The 17,234-nt window shown below is 69.7% G+C and carries 20 protein-coding genes; 11 read left to right on the forward strand and 9 right to left on the reverse strand.

Features of this window, described 5'->3' with window-relative positions; translation table 11 throughout:
- Positions 1–46: 46 nt before the first annotated feature.
- Positions 47–652: a TetR/AcrR family transcriptional regulator gene (locus tag ACQCO7_RS12110; protein ID WP_464071827.1), complete on the reverse strand. Its 606-nt coding sequence runs from the start codon at positions 650–652 to the stop codon at positions 47–49.
- 9 nt (positions 653–661) lie between these two features.
- Positions 662–1,663: a Gfo/Idh/MocA family protein gene (locus ACQCO7_RS12115; RefSeq protein ID WP_464071828.1), complete on the reverse strand. Its 1,002-nt coding sequence runs from the start codon at positions 1,661–1,663 to the stop codon at positions 662–664.
- Between the two features lie 134 nt (positions 1,664–1,797).
- Between ACQCO7_RS12115 and ACQCO7_RS12120 the strand changes: the two genes are divergently transcribed.
- The 4 genes from ACQCO7_RS12120 to ACQCO7_RS12135 are packed head-to-tail and all read left to right on the forward strand — an operon-like array spanning position 1,798 to position 5,953.
- The gene (locus ACQCO7_RS12120; RefSeq protein WP_464071829.1) at positions 1,798–3,084 is read left to right on the forward strand and encodes a multidrug effflux MFS transporter; all 1,287 of its coding nucleotides are present in this window, start codon (positions 1,798–1,800) and stop codon (positions 3,082–3,084) included.
- Complete coding sequence (locus ACQCO7_RS12125) at positions 3,036–4,211, forward strand: serine hydrolase domain-containing protein (RefSeq protein ID WP_464071830.1); 1,176 nt, start codon at positions 3,036–3,038, stop codon at positions 4,209–4,211. The genes ACQCO7_RS12120 and ACQCO7_RS12125 overlap by 49 nt, the downstream gene beginning before the upstream one ends.
- A gap of 12 nt (positions 4,212–4,223) precedes the next feature.
- Positions 4,224–5,216: a small ribosomal subunit Rsm22 family protein gene (locus ACQCO7_RS12130; protein ID WP_464071831.1), complete on the forward strand. Its 993-nt coding sequence runs from the start codon at positions 4,224–4,226 to the stop codon at positions 5,214–5,216.
- Positions 5,213–5,953, forward strand: a complete 741-nt coding sequence (locus ACQCO7_RS12135) for an SDR family oxidoreductase (RefSeq protein ID WP_464071832.1) — start codon at positions 5,213–5,215, stop codon at positions 5,951–5,953. The genes ACQCO7_RS12130 and ACQCO7_RS12135 overlap by 4 nt, the downstream gene beginning before the upstream one ends.
- 236 nt (positions 5,954–6,189) lie before the next feature.
- On the opposite strand, the gene ACQCO7_RS12140 is transcribed toward ACQCO7_RS12135, so the two are convergent.
- Together ACQCO7_RS12140 and ACQCO7_RS12145 are read right to left on the reverse strand one after the other, a co-directional pair.
- Positions 6,190–7,158 (reverse strand): D-alanyl-D-alanine carboxypeptidase family protein, encoded by a 969-nt coding sequence (locus ACQCO7_RS12140; protein ID WP_464071833.1) that lies wholly within the window; start codon positions 7,156–7,158, stop codon positions 6,190–6,192.
- 91 nt (positions 7,159–7,249) lie between these two features.
- A complete protein-coding gene (locus tag ACQCO7_RS12145; protein WP_464071834.1) occupies positions 7,250–8,230 on the reverse strand; it encodes an aldo/keto reductase in 981 nt (326 codons plus the stop codon).
- Positions 8,231–8,446: 216 nt separating this feature from the next.
- On the opposite strand from ACQCO7_RS12145, the gene ACQCO7_RS12150 reads away from it, so the two are divergent.
- The 4 genes from ACQCO7_RS12150 (at position 8,447) to ACQCO7_RS12165 (ending at position 10,882) form a co-directional block, all read left to right on the forward strand.
- On the forward strand, positions 8,447–9,004 hold the full coding sequence (locus tag ACQCO7_RS12150) for a DoxX family protein (protein ID WP_464071835.1): 558 nt from the start codon (positions 8,447–8,449) through the stop codon (positions 9,002–9,004).
- A 66-nt stretch (positions 9,005–9,070) separates the two neighbouring features.
- Positions 9,071–9,457, forward strand: a complete 387-nt coding sequence (locus ACQCO7_RS12155) for a hypothetical protein (RefSeq protein ID WP_464071836.1) — start codon at positions 9,071–9,073, stop codon at positions 9,455–9,457.
- A gap of 70 nt (positions 9,458–9,527) precedes the next feature.
- The gene (locus tag ACQCO7_RS12160) at positions 9,528–10,253 is read left to right on the forward strand and encodes a DUF3105 domain-containing protein (protein ID WP_464071837.1); all 726 of its coding nucleotides are present in this window, start codon (positions 9,528–9,530) and stop codon (positions 10,251–10,253) included.
- Positions 10,250–10,882, forward strand: coding sequence for a DUF305 domain-containing protein (locus tag ACQCO7_RS12165; protein ID WP_464071838.1), 633 nt, complete (start codon positions 10,250–10,252; stop codon positions 10,880–10,882). The genes ACQCO7_RS12160 and ACQCO7_RS12165 overlap by 4 nt, the downstream gene beginning before the upstream one ends.
- Positions 10,883–10,937: 55 nt before the next feature.
- Here ACQCO7_RS12165 and ACQCO7_RS12170 read toward each other — a convergent pair whose 3' ends face one another.
- Complete coding sequence (locus ACQCO7_RS12170; protein ID WP_464071839.1) at positions 10,938–12,290, reverse strand: alpha/beta fold hydrolase; 1,353 nt, start codon at positions 12,288–12,290, stop codon at positions 10,938–10,940.
- Between the two features lie 246 nt (positions 12,291–12,536).
- Between ACQCO7_RS12170 and ACQCO7_RS12175 the strand changes: the two genes are divergently transcribed.
- Positions 12,537–13,286, forward strand: a complete 750-nt coding sequence (locus ACQCO7_RS12175; protein WP_464071840.1) for a hypothetical protein — start codon at positions 12,537–12,539, stop codon at positions 13,284–13,286.
- Between the two features lie 20 nt (positions 13,287–13,306).
- Here ACQCO7_RS12175 and ACQCO7_RS12180 read toward each other — a convergent pair whose 3' ends face one another.
- Positions 13,307–13,831: an ATP-binding protein gene (locus ACQCO7_RS12180; protein WP_464071841.1), complete on the reverse strand. Its 525-nt coding sequence runs from the start codon at positions 13,829–13,831 to the stop codon at positions 13,307–13,309.
- 149 nt (positions 13,832–13,980) lie between these two features.
- On the opposite strand from ACQCO7_RS12180, the gene ACQCO7_RS12185 reads away from it, so the two are divergent.
- Both ACQCO7_RS12185 and ACQCO7_RS12190 read left to right on the forward strand, forming a co-directional pair.
- Entirely contained in the window at positions 13,981–14,895 is a 915-nt protein-coding gene (locus tag ACQCO7_RS12185; RefSeq protein WP_464071842.1) for a helix-turn-helix domain-containing protein, read from the forward strand.
- Positions 14,892–15,143, forward strand: a complete 252-nt coding sequence (locus ACQCO7_RS12190; RefSeq protein ID WP_464071843.1) for a DUF397 domain-containing protein — start codon at positions 14,892–14,894, stop codon at positions 15,141–15,143. The genes ACQCO7_RS12185 and ACQCO7_RS12190 overlap by 4 nt, the downstream gene beginning before the upstream one ends.
- A 74-nt stretch (positions 15,144–15,217) precedes the next feature.
- On the opposite strand, the gene ACQCO7_RS12195 is transcribed toward ACQCO7_RS12190, so the two are convergent.
- The 3 genes from ACQCO7_RS12195 to ACQCO7_RS12205 all read right to left on the reverse strand — a co-directional run bounded on the left by ACQCO7_RS12195 (position 15,218) and on the right by ACQCO7_RS12205 (position 17,216).
- Positions 15,218–15,595 carry a PIN domain-containing protein gene (locus ACQCO7_RS12195; RefSeq protein ID WP_464071844.1) on the reverse strand — a complete coding sequence of 126 codons (378 nt, stop codon included), beginning with the start codon at positions 15,593–15,595 and terminating at the stop codon, positions 15,218–15,220.
- Positions 15,592–15,846, reverse strand: a complete 255-nt coding sequence (locus ACQCO7_RS12200) for a hypothetical protein (RefSeq protein WP_464071845.1) — start codon at positions 15,844–15,846, stop codon at positions 15,592–15,594. The genes ACQCO7_RS12195 and ACQCO7_RS12200 overlap by 4 nt, the downstream gene beginning before the upstream one ends.
- Before the next feature lie 104 nt (positions 15,847–15,950).
- Positions 15,951–17,216 (reverse strand): alpha-amylase family protein, encoded by a 1,266-nt coding sequence (locus ACQCO7_RS12205; protein WP_464071846.1) that lies wholly within the window; start codon positions 17,214–17,216, stop codon positions 15,951–15,953.
- Positions 17,217–17,234 lie beyond the last annotated feature (18 nt).

Here is a 17,234-nt window from a genome sequence, read left to right on the forward strand (position 1 = left end):
GGGGTGCCTTGTCGGGACATAAGCACCAACCGGGGACAGGTGGCGCTCAGCGGGGCGCGATGCCGTACAGGGCGTACTCGACGATCGTGTCCGTGTAGTCGTACGACAGCTCTCCCGTGCGCTGGAGCCAGCGTTGTGCGAGGGGGGCGACGAAGAGTTCGAGGGCGATCCGGGGGTCGATGCCCGGCCTCAACTGGCCCGCGTCGGCGGCGGATCGCAGCCTCTCGGTGTACAACTCGAAATTCGGTTCCAGCAACTTGGTTACGACGGACCGGCCGAGTTTCTCGTCGACGAGACCCTCCGCGCTGAGCGCTCGCGCGGGGCCGTCGAAGCGGGGGTCCAGCAGGTTGTCGATGGTCTCGCGCAGGACGAGCTTGAGGTCGGCGGCGAGGTCGCCGGTGTCCGGGATGCCCGGGGCGTCCCCGGCTCCCGCCTGCTGCTCGCCGAGGTCGAGGAACGCCTCCAGGAGGACGTCCGCCTTCGACCCCCACCACCGGTAGATGGTCTGCTTCCCGACGCCGGCACGGGCGGCGATGCCCTCGATCGTCGTTTTTGTGTAACCGGTTTCCGCTACGAGGCTCAGGGCAGCCGCGTAGATGGCACGCCGGGACGTCTCGCTGCGCCGGCTGGCGTCGGGTGTTCTGCTGGGCATGCGCTCAGGTTAAGGGCGCTCTCCCGGGTACCGGACGCCGATCTGTTCGCGGACCGCGTCCAGCGTGCGCATCACGGCGAGGGTGCCGTCGAGGGGGACCAGGGGGGACTGGGTCTCGCCCGCGCGGACGGCCCGCATGACCTCGCGGGCCTCGTGGCGGAAGCTGGCCGCCGGGCCCTCGGCAGGGTCGTGGGCGAACTCCTCGGGGTCGCGGCCGACTCGGTGCAGGACGAAGCGGTCCGCGTGGAAGAAGCCGGACGGGATGTCGATGCGGCCCTTGGTGCCGGTGATGGACGCGGAGACGGACGTACCGCCGTCGAGGGAGCAGTGCAGCGCGGCGAGCGCGCCGGAGTCCCAGGACAGGGCCAGCGCCGTCTGGAGGTCGACGCCCTCCGGGGAGAGGACCGCGCGGGCGGAGATGCCGGAGGGCTCGCCGAGGAAGAGGTGCGCGAGGGAGACCGGGTAGACGCCGAGGTCGAGGAGGGCACCGCCGCCCTGGGCGGGGTCGCGCAGGCGGTGGGCCGGCGAGAAGGGGCCTTCGAGGCCGAAGTCGGCCTGGACGGTGCGGACTTCGCCGATCGTCCCGTCGTCGACGACCTGCTTGATGCGGCGGATGACCGGGTTGCAGTACATCCACATCGCCTCCATCAGGAAGCGGTCGTTGTCGCGGGCGAGGGCGATGAGTTCCTCGGCCTCACGCAAGTTCAACGTAAACGGTTTCTCGCACAGGACATGCCGCCCGGCCGCCAGGCAGAGCCCGGCGGCGGCGCGGTGCGCGGAGTGCGGGGTGGCGACGTACACGACGTCGATGCCGTCGTCGGCGGCGAGCGACGCCCAGTCGCCGTACGCGCGCGGGATGCCGAAACGTTCGGCAAACGCTTTCGCACTGTTTTCCGTGCGGGAGCCGACCGCGACGACCTCCGCGTCCGGCAGGTCGATCAGGTCCGCCGTGAAGGCGGCGGCTATCCCGCCGGTCGCCAGGATTCCCCACCGCACGCTGTCCGCCGTCATCAATGCCACGCTTCCGTCTCGCACCAGTCCCGTGGGCCCGCCACCTGCCTGGTCCCACAGTCCGAACATCACGTTCGAGCATTCCGTACGAGCTGAGAGCATAGGGGGCGGACCGGGAGAAGAGGGAGGGGCACATGCCCGATGGTGGGGCACCGATATCGCAGGCGACGCGGGCTGCCGCCTCGCCGACACTTGTCAGCCGCCGCCGTACGGGGCTGCTGGTCACGCTGCTGCTCGGCGGGCTGACCGCCACTCCCCCGCTGTCGATGGACATGTACCTCCCGGCGCTCCCGGAGGTCACCGACTCCCTGCACGCGCCGGCCGCGACCGTGCAGCTCACGCTCACCGCGTGCCTCGCGGGCATGGCGCTCGGGCAGCTCGTCGTGGGGCCGATGAGCGACCGGTGGGGGCGGCGGCGTCCGCTGCTCGCCGGGCTCGTCGTGTATGTGATAGCAACCGCTCTCTGCGCTGTTGCACCGAACGTCGAGACGCTGGTCGCCTTCCGGCTCGTCCAGGGGCTCGCGGGGGCTGCGGGCATCGTCATCGCGCGGGCCGTCACGCGTGATCTGTACGACGGTGACGCGATGGCTCGGTTCTTCTCGACGCTGATGCTGATCTCCGGGATCGCGCCGATCGTCGCGCCGTTGATCGGCGGGCAGATCCTGCGGTTCACGGACTGGCGGGGCGTGTTCGTCGTCCTCATCGGGGTCGGTGTCCTGCTCACCGCGCTGGTGTGGGTGCGGCTGCCGGAGACCCTGGAGCCCGCCGACCGGCACGGAGGCGGGGTCGGTGAGGCGCTGCGCACCATGCGGGGACTTCTTGCTGATACCGCTTTCTCCGGTTACATGCTGACCGGTGGGTTCGCGTTCGCCGCGCTGTTCGCGTACATCTCCGCGTCGCCGTTCGTCGTCCAGGAGATCTACGGGGCCTCCCCGCAGACGTACAGCCTGCTGTTCGGGATCAACTCCGTGGGGCTGATGGCCGTCGGGCAGATCAACGGGAAGGTGCTGGTCGGGCGGGTGCGGCTGGACCGGGTGCTGCTGGTGGGGCTGCTGGTGATCGTCGCCGCGTCCGTCGCGCTGCTGCTGATGACGTCCGGGGTGTTCGGGGAGGTCGGGCTGATACCGGTAGCAACCGCTCTCTTCGTTCTCATGTCGGCGATGGGCATGAGCCTGCCGAATGCTCAGACGCTGGCGTTGTTGCGGACGAAGCACTCCGCCGGGTCGGCGTCCGCGCTGCTGGGGACGTCGTCGTTCCTGGTGGGGGCCGTCGCCTCGCCGCTGGTGGGGGTCGCCGGGGAGCACACCGCCGTCCCGATGGCCGTCGTCCAGGTGGTCGCGTCCGTGGTGGCGCTCGGGTGTTTCGTGGGAATGTGCCGTCCGGGGAAGGTCCGCGTCGACACCGAGGGAGCCGACAGCTGAGCGCACCGAGACTTCGTCCGGATACGGCCGCGCGGGCCTGTCTGGATGCCGGGGAGCTGGGGTCGCTGCGGGATGAGGCGCATGCGCTGACTGCCGGGCCGCATCCGTGGGCGGCGGGGGTGGTGGTGTTCGCGGGGCGGGGGCCGGTGATTGCCCTGCGGGAGGCTGTGGGGTGGGCTGTGCGGTTCGATTCCTACGATGGTGAGGGCGGCGTCGGCGTCGAGTTACCGGTGTCCGAGCGGGTGCCGATGACCTTGGACACCCCCTTCGATCTCGCCTCGCTCACCAAGCTGTTCACCTCCGTCGCCGCTGTGCAGCAGATCGAGCGGGGGCGGCTCGGGATCGATGCTCGGGTGGGGGACTGTCTTCCCGACTTTTCCGCTGTGCGGCGGTACGGGACGACCGTGCGCCAGCTTCTTACGCATACGTCCGGGCTGCGGCCCGAGTTGCCGCTGTACGCCTGCGCCGATGACGCCGAGCGGCTGGAGCTGTTGCGTGCGGAGGAGCCGGTGGGCGTGCCGGGGGCGTACCTCTACTCCGACCTCAACATGTTGTTGCTGCAACAGTTGCTGGAGCGTCTCACCGGGCGCACGCTCGACGTCCTGATCCACGAGGGGATCACCCGGCCGCTGGGGATGACCTCGACGGACTTCGGCCCGTGTCCCGGCGCCGCGGCGACCGAGGATCAGCGGCGGCCGTGGGCGAAGGCGGACCGGGGGATGCTGCGGGGTGAGGTGCACGACGAGAACGCGTGGGCGCTGGGCGGGGTGGCCGGTCATGCCGGGTTGTTCTCGACGGGGCAGGACCTCGCCGTGTTCTGCCGGACGCTGTTGAACGGGGGGTCGTACGGGACGGCGCGGATTCTCGGCGCCGACTACGTGGACCTGCTGCTGGACCCGCCGGGGCTGGGGTTCGCGGTCGATCAGGCGTGGTTCATGGGCGAGTTGGCGGGGCGGGGGGCGGCGGGGCATACGGGGTTCACGGGGACGTCGCTGGTGGTGGACCGGGCTACGGACACGTTCCTGGTGCTGCTGGCGAACACGGTGCATCCGCGTCGGAGGCAGGGCGGGAGCGGGCCGAGGGCTCGGGCGGGGACGAGGCTGGCTCGGGCGGTGCTCCCGACCTGAGAGAATCTGTGCGTGAACTCGTCCGACTCCCTCCGTACTGCCCTCGACTCCCTTCTCGACGGGTTGCCGCCCAGGCAGGCGGCTCAGGCGGTGGAGCGGCTGATCGCCAGCTATCGGGGGGCGACCCCGACCTCCGCGCCGATCCTGCGGGACCGTGCCGATGTCGCCGCGTACGCCGCGTACCGGATGCCGGCGACCTTCGAGGCCGTGTGCTCTGCGCTGGAAGCGTTTGCTGAAACGGCTCCGGAGTGGTCGCCGGGCAGTCATGTGGACGTCGGTGGCGGGACCGGCGCCGCGACGTGGGCCGTGGAGGCGGTCTGGCCCGGGGAGCGGGACGTGACGGTGCTCGACTGGGCCGAGCCCGCGCTCGCGTTGGGGCGGGAGATCGCCGCGTCCAACTCCGCGTTGTCGGGGGTGCGTTGGGAGCGGGCTCGGATCGGCGCTGCGCTGCGTGTGCCCGAGGGGACGGACCTCGTGACCGTGTCGTACGTCCTCAACGAGCTGACGCCGGCCGACCGCTCCGCGCTGCTCGCCGGGGTGAGCGGGGCGGCTGCCGTGGTGATCGTCGAGCCGGGCACGCCGGACGGGTACGCGCGGATCATCGAGGCGCGGGATCATCTGATCGCAAGCGGTTACACCATCGCCGCGCCCTGTCCGCACAGCGCCGCCTGCCCCATCGTCCCCGGCACGGACTGGTGCCACTTCTCGGCGCGGGTGAGCCGTTCGTCGTTGCACCGCAAGGTCAAGGGCGGTTCGCTGTCGTACGAGGACGAGAAGTTCGCGTACGTCGCGGCGGTACGCCTGCCGGTGTACCCGGCTACCTCTCGGGTGGTACGGCGTCCGCAGATGCGCAAGGGTCAGGTGCTGCTCGATCTGTGCTCGGCGGACGGCGAGCTGGGGCGGACGACCGTGACGAAGCGGCACGGCGACCTGTACAAGGCGGCGCGGGACGCGGAGTGGGGCGATCCGTGGCCGCCGGGGTCCGCCTACGCTGCGGAGGCATGAACTCCAAAGTCGCAGTGGTGACCGGTGCCGGTTCGGGCATCGGGCGGGCCGTCGCCGTCGAACTCGGGCGCGCGGGTTGGTCGTTGGTGCTGGTGGGGCGTACGTACGAGACGCTGGAGGGGACCCGGGAGCTGTTGCCGGACTCCGCGTGTTCCGTCATGCGGGCGGATGTGTCCAGCGAGGACGACGTGGAGCGCGTCTTCGGCGCCGTACCGGGGCGGCTCGACCTGCTCTTCAACAACGCGGGGACGTTCGGGCCCGGTGGGGTGCCGTTCGAGGAGCTGTCGTACGACGCGTGGCGGCACGTCGTGGACACGAACCTCAACGGGGCGTTCCTGTGCGCGCGTTCGGCGTACCGGTTGATGAAGTCGCAGGACCCGCAGGGGGGTCGGATCATCAACAACGGTTCCATCTCCGCGCACACGCCGCGTCCCCGGTCCGCGCCGTACACCGCGACCAAGCATGCGCTGACCGGGCTCACCAAGTCCCTTGCCCTGGACGGGCGTTCGTACGGCATCGCGGTCAGTCAGATCGACATCGGCAACGCGGCGACCGAGATGACGGACCGGATGCGGGCGGGGGTGCTCCAGGCGAACGGCGAGGTCGTGCCGGAGCCGGTGATGGACGTCGCCGATGTGGCGCGCACCGTACGGCACATGGCGGAGCTGCCGCTGGAGGCGAACATGCAGTTCGTGACGGTGCTGGCGACGGGGATGCCGTACGTCGGGCGGGGCTGAACTCCCTGCGGGCGTGGGCCTGTTGATCCACACAAGCGGAATTGGTGCGTCCGCCCTATTGCGGCGGTTAGCGGAACTATGCTCAACTCTCTACACGAGAACTTCACACTTGAGTGGGGAAGTTCCGCAGACCAATTCCGAGGGGGGAGGAGGCAGTCGCCCCACGGCACCGGGTGGGGGTGGACCTCGCGGGAGACCGCGGGGTACGCACCGGGCCGTGGGGCGCCTGCTACCACTCAACTCTCTTGGGGGACGGCCTTCTTGGTGCGGCGGTTGCGCAGGACGTACACCCCGCCGAGCAGCGCCCCCGCCACCGCTCCCCCGACCGGCAGACCCCAGCCCACGCTGTCGTCGTCGACCGCCGTCCCCGCCGAACCCGCCGCGCCGTGCGGTGAGTTGTGCGACACCTTCGCCCCGCCCTCGCTCAACGGCTCCGCGAGCGTCACGCCGGTTTTCGCCGAACTCCCCTGCGTGAAGCCCCAGTCGAGGAGGGTGCGGGTCTCCTCGTACACGGCGTTGAGGCCGCTCTTCGGGTGCAGCACGGCGGCCAGGAGCGTCCGGCCGTTCCTCGTCGCGGCGCCGACGAACGTGTTTCCCGCGTTGCTGGTGTAGCCGTTCTTCACGCCGATCATCCCGGCGTACGCCTTCACCCCGTGCGACCCGCACAGCAACCGGTTCGTGTTCTCGATCCCGGTCTTCCCGATCCGCGCGGTCCTCGTCCCGCAGTAGGCCCGGAAGTCGGCGTTCCTGAGCCCGCTGCGGGCCATGAGGGTGAGGTCGTAGGCGGAGGAGTACTGACGGGGGTGGTCGTACCCGTCGGGGCTTACCACGTACGTGTTGACGGCCTGGAGATCGGCGGCCTTGGCCCGCATCTCGGCGACGGTCCGGTCGATCCCCCCGTTCATCGCGGCCAGCACCCGTACGGCGTCGTTCCCGGAGCGGAGGAAGACGCCGTGCCAGAGATCCTCGACGCTGTACGTCACCCCGGCCTTGATCCCCACCAGGCTGGATCCCTCGGGCACGGTGGCCAGCTCCGCCCCCCGGACGGTATGCCTCTCCGTCCGCGCGAACTTTCCGAGCAGGGTGTCCGCGAACAGCATCTTCAACGTCGAGGCCGGTGCGAGCCGCGTATGCGGATTGTGCGCGGCCAGCACCTCCCCACTCTCGTGGTCGGCGACGATCCAGGCACGGGCGCTGATGTTCACCGACGGGACCGTACAGAAGGATGGTGAGAAAACGCGAACCTTGGGTGAGGGCGTGTCTGAGCTGGGGTTTCAGCACAGGAGCCGCGCGATCTCACCTCCCCAGGAGCCGCTCGACCTCCGCCCTCTGCTCCTCGCTCAGCGGCCCCTTGGCCAGCGCCCCCGCGTTCTCCTGCGCCTGGGCGACGGACCTGAAGCCGGGGATGGGGACCGTCTGCGGGCTGCGGGACCAGATCCAGGCGAGGGCGCCCTGGGTGAGGGTGCGGCCGTCGGACGTGAGGACGGAGCGGAGGGCGTCGATGCGGGCCAGCCAGGCCGGGTCGGGTGCGGTGCCGTCGGTGAAGCCTTCCAGCCAGACCGGGGGGCGGCTGCGGATGTCGCCGGGTTCCCAGGCCGTCCTCGGGGTCTGGGTGAGGAGGCCCATCGCCAGCGGGCTGCGGTTGACGCTCGCGAGGTTCGCCTCCTCGCACAGCGCCAGCATCTCGGGGGCGTCCTGGAGGACGTTGAGGCGGTGCTGGACGGCGGAGCAGTGCGGGCCGGCCGCGAAGACGGCGGCACGGTCGGGGTCGTCGGTGCTCCACGCGTACGTCCGGATGAGCCCCTCGGCCACCAACTCCTCGCAGGCGTCGCGGAGTTGTGCCGCCTGCTCCGGAGGCGCGTCGGAGATGTGGAGCTGGTAGAGGTCGACGTAATCCGTGCCGAGCCGCTCCAGCGACGCGGTGAGAGCGGTACGGAGATGCCCGGCGCTCGCGTCCTGCCCGTCCGCGATCCTCGTCCGTTCGTCGAAGAGGTTCCCCCACTTCGTGGCGACGACGACGTCCGCCCGCCGCTTCCCGAGCGCCTGCCCGAGCACCCGCTCACTGTGCCCCGTCCCGTACACGTCCGCCGTGTCGAAGAAAGTGACCCCGAGGTCAAGTGCCGTACGTACGGCCCTGATCGACTCGGCGTCGTCCACCTTCCCCCACCCCAGCGGCAGCCCGTCCGGCCGCGTCCACTCCCCGCCGATGGCCCAGCACCCGAACCCGAGTGCGCTGACCTGGATCCCGGACCGTCCCAACACCCTTGTCGTCTCCATGAGTCGGGACGCTAGGTGTTGAAGTGCACTCCAAGGCAAGGGAGTTCATGCCTGCCTGATTCATGCCGACCCAGTTCATGCCTGCCCGGTACGGAGGCCAGGGCCCCCGCCCTCGCACCGCCCTCGTACCCCCACCACCCGAACGGCGTACCCCGCAGGTATCCCCCTCACCCCGATGCGACCGTAGAGCTACCCGCCGTCACCCAGGGAGCCACCGTGACCTGCTGCACCACACGCCGTCGAGACGTCGGCCTCCTTCTGCTCCGGCTCGGTACGGGCGGGGTGCTGGCCGCGCACGGGGCGCAGAAGCTGTTCGGCTGGTTCGGGGGGCACGGGATCGAGGCGACCGGGCAGTACATGGAGTCCGTGGGGTACACCCCCGGCAAGGCGAGCGCCACAGCCGCAGGGCTCGCGGAGACGGGCGGCGGCGCGCTTCTCGCCCTGGGCCTCGCCACCCCCGCCGCAGGTGCCGCAGCCGCTGGCGCGATGGTGGGCGCGGCTGCCGTCCATGCCCCGAACGGCTTCTTCGCCCAGTCCGGCGGCTACGAGTACGCCGCGTTCCTCGCCCTCGCCGCCACCGGCCTGGCCGTCACGGGCCCCGGCCGGCTCTCCCTGGACCACGCCCTAGGCCATGTGACGAACCGCGCGTGGATGGTCCCGGCGGCCCTGGGTATGACAGCGGCGGCTACCTCCGTGGTCGTAGGTCTCAGGTATTGCCGCGTACGCGATCTCGGTGCGAGGGACGACGTACAGGAGGCGCTGTTCGAGGAGTAGGGGGCGTGCGGGTACCCCCTGCGTAGGGGGCGTACGGGTCACCCGTTCGGCCGATACACTCCTTGAGTGTTCAACCGGCCCCCGACCTCCATGAGCGGCCCCACCAGGGCTGTCTCTGTGGTGTTGGGGCTGCTGCTGGCGCTGGCCACGGTGCTGGGCTGTGTGATGCATCCCGGCGAGGCGGAGGCGGCGGCGGTCCGGCAGCTCGCCGCCGTCGCGTACAGCCCGCAGATCCCGGCGAAGGAACACGTGTGCCCGGTGCCGGGGCACGACCGGTGTCACGGCGCGGGCGGGGTGATCGCGCGGACGACGGCCCCCACCCCGCACCCGGCGCCGCAGGCGCTCCCGACGCGGGTGGACGCGCGCCCGGCGGTGGCCCCCCGCACCGTACGGGCCGACCCGGCCGCGCCGCGCCCTCCCGACCTGCACGTCCTGCAAGTGCTGCGGACCTAGAACGGACGTCTCCTTTCCGTCCGTTCACCGGCGTACCCGCCGACTCCCGCAGCACGAAAGGCACTTCGTCATGTCCACCGGCAACTCCAAGAAGACGCCGACCGGTTCGAAGCCCAAGGCGAGCACGAACGCTCCCGCCACGCCCAAGAAGCGCCCCGGCAACAAGCCGTCGGCCGGCGAGAAGGCGGCCACCCGCCGCGCACGCATAGAGGAGCAGCGCAAGGCGGAACGCGCGCGGGAGCGCCGTAGCCGCATTCTGACGATCTCCGCGTCGGCGGCGATCGTGCTCGCGCTCGTCGCGGGCGGCGCCTGGCTGGTCAACGACGCGAACGAGAAGGAGGCCGCGCAGGCGGCCCCGGTCTCCGGCGAGAAGACGTGGAAGGACCTCAAGCAGAACCACGTCGAGGGCACCGTCAAGTACCCGATGATCCCGCCGGTCGGCGGCGACCACAACGGCGTCTGGCAGAACTGCGACGCGCAGGTCTACACGCAGCAGCTCCAGAACGAGAACGCCGTGCACTCCCTGGAGCACGGCGCGGTGTGGGTGACGTACAGCACCAAGGCCCCCGAGGCGGACGTCAAGTCGCTGACGGAGAAGGTGAAGAAGACGTCGTACACGATGATGAGCCCGTACGACGCGCAGTCCTCGCCGATCACGCTCTCCGCGTGGGGGCACCAGCTGAACGTCACCGAGGCGTCCGACCCCCGGGTGAACGAGTTCTTCGACAAGTACGTGCAGGGTGCGCAGACTCCGGAGCCGGGTGCGGCGTGCTCGGGCGGGAAGGCGACGGCGTGAGTGCGAGCGAATTGACGGCGAGGTCTTCAACTCGCCTGTCCCGGGCGCTCATCGGCGGCGCCCTCATCACGCTGCTCGCGGCGGTGGCTCTCACTGTCACCCTGTTGCGTCCGGCGCAGGCCAACTCCCCTGCGGGGCCGGTCGATTCGGGGTTCGCCCGCGACATGGCCGTCCATCATCAGCAGGCCGTGGAGATGTCGTTCATCGTCCGCGACCGCACCACCGACGAGGACGTACGCCGTCTCGCCTACGACATCATCAACACCCAGGCCAACCAACGCGGCATGCTCCTGGGCTGGTTGGACACCTGGAACGAGCCCAAGTCCTCCCAGGCGGCCCCCATGTCCTGGATGGACCACTCGATGCCGTACAAGCCCCACGACGGCTCCCTGATGCCCGGCATGGCCACCAACACCGAGCTGAACAAGCTGCGTTCACTCTCCGGCAAGCAGGCGGAGGTCTACTACCTCGACCTCATGACCGCCCACCACAAGGGCGGCATCGAGATGGCGGAGGGGGCGGCGCAGGAGGGCGAGACCGAGCAGGTGCGGCGGTTGGCCCAGGGGATGGCGAACGGCCAGCGGGCCGAAATCTCCTTGATGGCCGACATGCTGAAGAAGCGGTCCTGAACGTCGGGTGGCCTGCCCGGTCCAACGGTTCAACGGGCAGGCCACCGACGGCGGTTCAGAGCAGGTGCTGCACGAATGCCGCCAGGCTCCGCGTCGCCGTGTTCTTCGATGTCTCCGCGAACAGCGGGTCCAGGTGGTTCATGCCCGTGTCCGTCTGGGACGTCATGGAGGGGATGCGGGACTGGGCTGCCAGTTTCTGGGCCGCTGTGACCGCCGTGCCCTTGTAGGCGCTCGTCTGGAAGGCGAAGAGGGGGACGTCTATGGCGGTGGTGTGGTGGAGGCGGAGGTCGAGGGAGCGGGTTACGTCCGTGTCGGCGTAGAGGTCCACTGCCGTGAGGTCGGTGGTGAGGCGGGCGGGCCAGTACCACTGCCAGACCGTCGGGGCGGGGCCCGCGTAGGCCGTGGCTACGCGGGCGATGGGGGTGATGCCCGTGTCCGTCCAGTCGCCGGACGCCGAGAAGGTGCCCGAGTGGACGCTGATGTCGTTGGGCCAACCGAAGCTCTGGTCGACCAGGAGGCCCAACAGGGCCGCGTTCGTTATGGGGTTGGACGGGCGCAGCGCGTCCGGGAGGCGGGGCTGGAGGACCGACTTGGCGTGGGGGTCCAAGTGGGCGTACCAGCCTGCCAGTTGGTACCAGATCTGGGTGCTCTCGGAGCGGGTGCCGACGCCTACGGCGGCCAGCGACATGTCCAGGACCGCGCCGCCCGCGATCGCCGCGAGGCGCTCCCTGACCTTCTCCGGGGAGTTGTCGAACGCCTCGCCTCCGCCGTCGAACGCGCCGAGGACGCCGCCGTCGATGAACGCCAGGCCCGCGAGGTCGCGGTAGCCCGGGTGACCGTCGAAGTCCCAGGCGGCGTACGCGGCTGCGGTGGTCGCACCCCAGGAGTGGCCGCCGAGGATCACCTTGCGTCGGCCGCCGCACGAGGCCGCCTCGATCACCGTGCGGAGGTCCGACATGCCTTGCGGAAGGCCCCAGTTGGCGAAGTAGCCGGAGGACGCGGGGTCCTGGGTGCGGTAGTGGCCGTCCAGGTAGTACGCGACGGGGTCGGCCGTCGCGAATCCGGCGCGGTCCGCGAGGCTCTCCTCGCGGCGGTCGAACGCCCAGACCTGTACGCCGGGTACGGCCGCGACGAGGTCGCGGGCGAGGAGGCGGAAGTCGTTCGCCGCGCCGAACTGGCCGGGGACCAGAACGAGTACGGTTCCCGCTGCGGGGTCACCGATCTGGAGCGCGTGCACCCGGTCCGACCCTGCCGGGCCGCCGCCCGGTGCCACCGGGAACGCGACGTACGGCTCCGCCGCCGCCCCAACTCCCTTGGCTGCCCAGGCGTTTCCCCCGAGTACGGTGCCTGCCGCCACCCCCGCCGCCATCCCGCCCAGCAGGGTCCTGCGTGTCACGAACCTCGTCATGTCCGGTCGCCTCCTTGAAAGTTGGAGAACATGACTACGGGGGTAGCTTGCTGCATGGGGATCGCGCGGTGATCACCGGCCCCCACACTCACGGGTAACCCGCTCCCCCGGTGACAGAATTTAGGCATGTTGTGAACACCCTTGTGAAATCCGGAGTTTCGAATTCGATCGATAAAGATGATTGACTGGATTCACCGGATGGTGGTGTGATGAGGGTCCTTTTGGTGCGGTCATGAATGAGGCCTCGTGAACGTATTCGAGACGACCAAGAAAAGGCGGGCCGGGAGATTACTCCGGGGGGAACTCCGGACGGCCGAGGCGTTGTTGAGGGAGGCTGCGGAGCGGGAAGAGGCTCGGGACGAGGAGGTTCGGGAGCTGCGGCGGCGGTTGCAGCAGGCCGAGGAGCGGGAGTTCGAACAGCTCGTCGAGAATGAGCAGTTGTACGAGGCTCTTCAGGGTGCCAACAGCAAAGTCCGCTTTCTCCAGCGACAGTTGGACAATTCCGCCCACCCCACGGCCCTCGCACCCCCGAGGCCCCGCCCCGCCACTTTCGCCGAACTCCTCGATCGCCTTCCCGAGTTCCCCCACCTCCGCTTCACCGGAAACCCCAAGCGGACGAAAGAACTGGACGCGCACACCATCACCAACTGGGTCTCCGTCGCGTGGGACGCGCTCGAAGCACTCGACGAGTACGCCGCGCACGGCACCGGCGTCGACTTCCGCCAGTGGTGCGACAGCCTCCCCGAGACCTGCCAACACCCCTTCCCCGCAGGCAAAGTGACGATGCGTGAGTCGGAGACCGTGGCCCATCACCACGAATGGCGCCGCCAACGCACCTTCCCTGTACCGGGTGGACGCCTCTTCATGCAGTCCCACCTGCGCATCGGCAGCGGCAACACGGTCTCGCCCCGCCTGTACTTCCACGACGACACGGCCAACTCAGGTCTGGTGTACGTGGGTTACCTCGGCGCACACCTGGACAACACGCACACCTGACCCGTCCCGACCGGCAGGCGTCACGGCGACGACGCGAGCGCGTACTCCGCCCACACCGTCTTCCCCGGCCCGTCCGTCCGCAGGTGCCAGTCCCAGCGCGACGCGAGGCCCGCGACCAGGACGAGGCCCCGGCCGTCCAGCGAGACGTACGGGTCCCTGCCGACGACGACACCGGCCGGCCTCGGCGGCAGCCGCTCGCCCCGCGTGTCCGTGACGTCCACCCGTGCCGTCTCCAGACGCGGCGACACCTGGAGCCTCAAGTGGAAGTCCCGGCCCGGGACATGGCCGTGCCGCACCGCGTTGGACGTCAGCTCCGCGACGATCACCACGATCGCGTCGTGCGCGTCCGTGCCGTACGGGATGCCCCACTCGTGCAGGCGCACGGCGGCGAAGTGGCGGGCGAGGCGGGCGCCGCGCCGGGTCGACGTGAACCTCATCTCGAAGTACTGCTCGGCGGGCGGCGTGAGGGTGCCGCCGGGGCTCAAGTGGTCCGTGGGAGCGGTGTGTTGCGTGGGGCCGGTGGGGATACCGGGTTCGTTCGTCATGCCCCCTACGGTCCCCTTCGTGGCGTACCGTCACCAGTGGTGACGCACCGACGCTGAACGGCTTGTACGCGCGGTGTAGGACCGTGTACGAGACGCGCGGCGTGACCAGCGTTCCCCCTGGGAAGTTGGTCCGGAGAGGCGGTGATCCCATGACGGAGCGTACGAGGACGAAGGTCGGGGTGGAAGAGCCCCGGAACAACGAAGACGACACCGGTTCCCTGTTCTTCGGGGACGACGACGAGGCCGGGCTCCAGCCCGACGCGACGAGCAAGGCCCTCGTCATCACGTTCGGCCAGAACGTGAAAACCCTGCGCGAGCGGGAGGGGTTGGACCGGGAGACCTTCGGCGCGCGCATCGGTTACTCGGCCGCAACGGTCGCATCGTTCGAGCAGGGTCGGCGCATCATGAACGGCAAGACGATCGACAAGGCGGACGAAGTCCTGCGCGCGAACGGGTTGTTGAGCGCGTGGAAGGAGCAGATGGAGCGGGCGCAGTATCCGGCGACGTTCCAGGGGATGGCGGCTCTGGAGAAGCTGGCCATGGAGCTGCTCAAGTACGACACGCTTGTGATCCCCGGCCTGCTGCAAACCCCGGACTACATGCGGGCGTTGATGACGATGCGCCGCCCGCTCCTGGACGACGACACCATCGAGCAGCGCGTGGCCGCCCGGCTGGTCCGGCAGGAGATCTTCGACCGCTGGCCTGCGCCCTACTTGAGTTTCATCATCAACGAGGCGGTTCTGCTGCAACCTTACGGCGGCAAGGACGTGCTGCGGGGGCAGTTGGAGCACGTGCTGCTGGTCGGCCAGAAGCGCCACGTCGAGATTCAGATCATGCCGCTCGACTGCGAGGAGAACGCGGGCTTCAGCGGCCCGTTCACGGTGCTGACGCGGCGCAAGGACGGCAAGCTGTTCCTGTACAGCGAGGTAGCGGGGGTCACTTCCCTCCAAACCGAGCCCGAACAGACGACTCAGGCGCACGCCCGTTATGGGATCATGCGATCGCAGGCTCTCCCGTCCCGGGAGTCGATGAAGAAGATCGAAGGGATTCTGGAATCGCTATGAACAACGCCGAGCCCTCAACCACCGCTTCCGGCCTCGCCTGGTTCAAGAGCAGCTACAGCGACGCCGAAGGCAACGACTGCGTGGAAGTCGCCTGGCGCAAGAGCAGCTACAGCGACACCGAGGGCAACGACTGCGTTGAGTTCGCGGCCTGCACCACCGCCGTCCACATCCGCGACTCCAAGAACACCGACGGCCCCCAACTCGCCCTCGCGCCGACCGCCTGGGCCGAGTTCACAGCGACCCTGTAAGTCACCCGGCCAGTCAAGGTCCCCGGTCGCCCCGAGGAGAACGCGGCGGCGATCCGGGGACGAGTGGTGTCGGGCTACTCGGGCGTCAGAGGCAGCAACCGTACGGGGCGGCCCTTCCACTCCTCAGGTGTCACCGTCGCAACCACCGCCCCTCGGGGGCGCTCGACCGACGGGCGGGCGATGTGCTGGGTGTGCGGCAGGCCCCAACCGGAGTCACCGGTCAGGGCGAGGGCCGCGGACAGGTCCAGGGGAACGATGTCCACAGCGGGCAGTTGCGCTACGTGCTCGGCGAGTCCCGGGTACGACCGGTCCGCCTCCACCAACGCGCACGCCGACGCGTACAGATACGTCCCCACGCCGTTCGTGGCCTGGTAGACGAGGCGGGAGACGAGCGGGTTGCCGCGCAGGGCGGTCAGCGCGCCGGCGTCCAGCACGATGTGCAGGTCGTTCACGCGGCGTCGGCCTCCGCGATCCGGCGAGCCAGCAGCGCATCGGCCTCGGGATCGGAGACCGCCGGGTCGTAACCACTCCACTCCAGCAGAATCCGCCGGGTCCTCTCCGCCTCCTGCGCCCGCTCTTCGGGCGTCCTGACGGTCTCCGCCAGTCGGTCGAGCCATGCCCTCAGACTCAGCCCTTCGGCATCCGCGACAGCGGCGAGTCTGTCCCTGGTCTCGGCTTGGGCACGGATGGTGACGTCTGCCATGCGATCAGCTCCGTTCTGTCGACGTGGGACGGCCGGCAGGCCGCGTCCTGTTTCCACCGTACCCCAAAACGCATACGTATACGTACACGTATACGCCGCCGAGTTCACGGCGACTCCGCGACCGCTATCCCCCAACCGTGCGGCGGGAGTTCGCCCCCATCACCGGTGAACTCCGCGCCGCCTGCTGCCAGTTGCCACGCGGCGACAGGCAGTGTGAAGCGGGCGGCGCGGTCGGAGAGGTTCAGGGCCACCGCCAGCCCGCATGAACCCGACCTCGCCGTGTAGGCGATCGTCTCATTCGTCAGGGTCGTGATCGTCGTGCGGGCCCGCGTCAGCCAGGGGTTGCGGCGGCGCAGGCCGATCAGGAGTTGGTGCAGGTGGAAGAACTCGGTTCCGTACGGGGCCAGTTGAGTCGGCGTCGTGGGGAACTCGGGGCGGATTTCGTCGTCGCCCCCTTCCCTGTCCTCCTTCACTCCCCTGAACGCCTGTTCGTCGCCCGCGTAGATCGACGGGATGCCTCCGGTCGTGAGGAGGATGACCAACGCGTGTTCCAGGTGGCGTTCGTCCGTGAGGCGGCTCGCCAGGCGGGTCACGTCGTGGTTGCCCAGGAAGGTTTGCGGGGTGAAGGTGTCGAGGAGGGTGTTGTGGCGGGTCAACGTCCATGCCAGTTCATGGAAGTTGTGGTCGTTGAGGGAGCTCCAGACCGCCTTCCACAGTTCGTACTGTGTCGCCGAGTCCAGGCCGGAGCGCGTGACGTACGACGCGTAGTCGCCGTGGATCAGTTCGGCCGTGAACCACGCGTCGGGGTGGCGTTCGCGGACACGTGAGGTGACCGTGCGCCAGAACGCGGGCGGTACAGCGTACGCCGCGTCCAGGCGCCAGCCGGAGATGCCCCGGTCGAGCCAGTGGAGCATGACGTCGGTGACGTGGTCGGCGACCCTGGGGTTCGTGTGGTCGAGGGTGACGAGGTGGTCGTGGCCCTCGAAGACGCGGTAGGTGCCGTCGGGCTCGCGGGCGGCGAGGTCGGGGAGCCCGGGGAAGGTGCGGGCGACGTGGTTGAAGACGCCGTCCAGGAGGACCCGTACACCGCGCGACCTGGCCTCCTTCACCAGGGCGCGGAGGTCCGCCTCCGTGCCGAGGCGGGGGTCGACCGTGAAATGGTCGGTCGTGTCGTAGCCGTGGGTTTCCGAGGCGAAGACGGGGCCGAGGGCCAGGCCGTTGCAGCCGAGGTCGACCAGGTAGTCCAGCCAGGGGTTCAGGCGGGCGAGGCGGGGTACGGGCGCGGTCCCGGGAGGCGGCGCCGTACGGTCGGCTCCGGTGAAGCCGAGGGGGTAGACGTGCCACCAGATGGCGTGGGTCGACCAGTGCATCATGACCTCATCACTAAG

The organism is Streptomyces saintjeani, assembly GCF_055409605.1.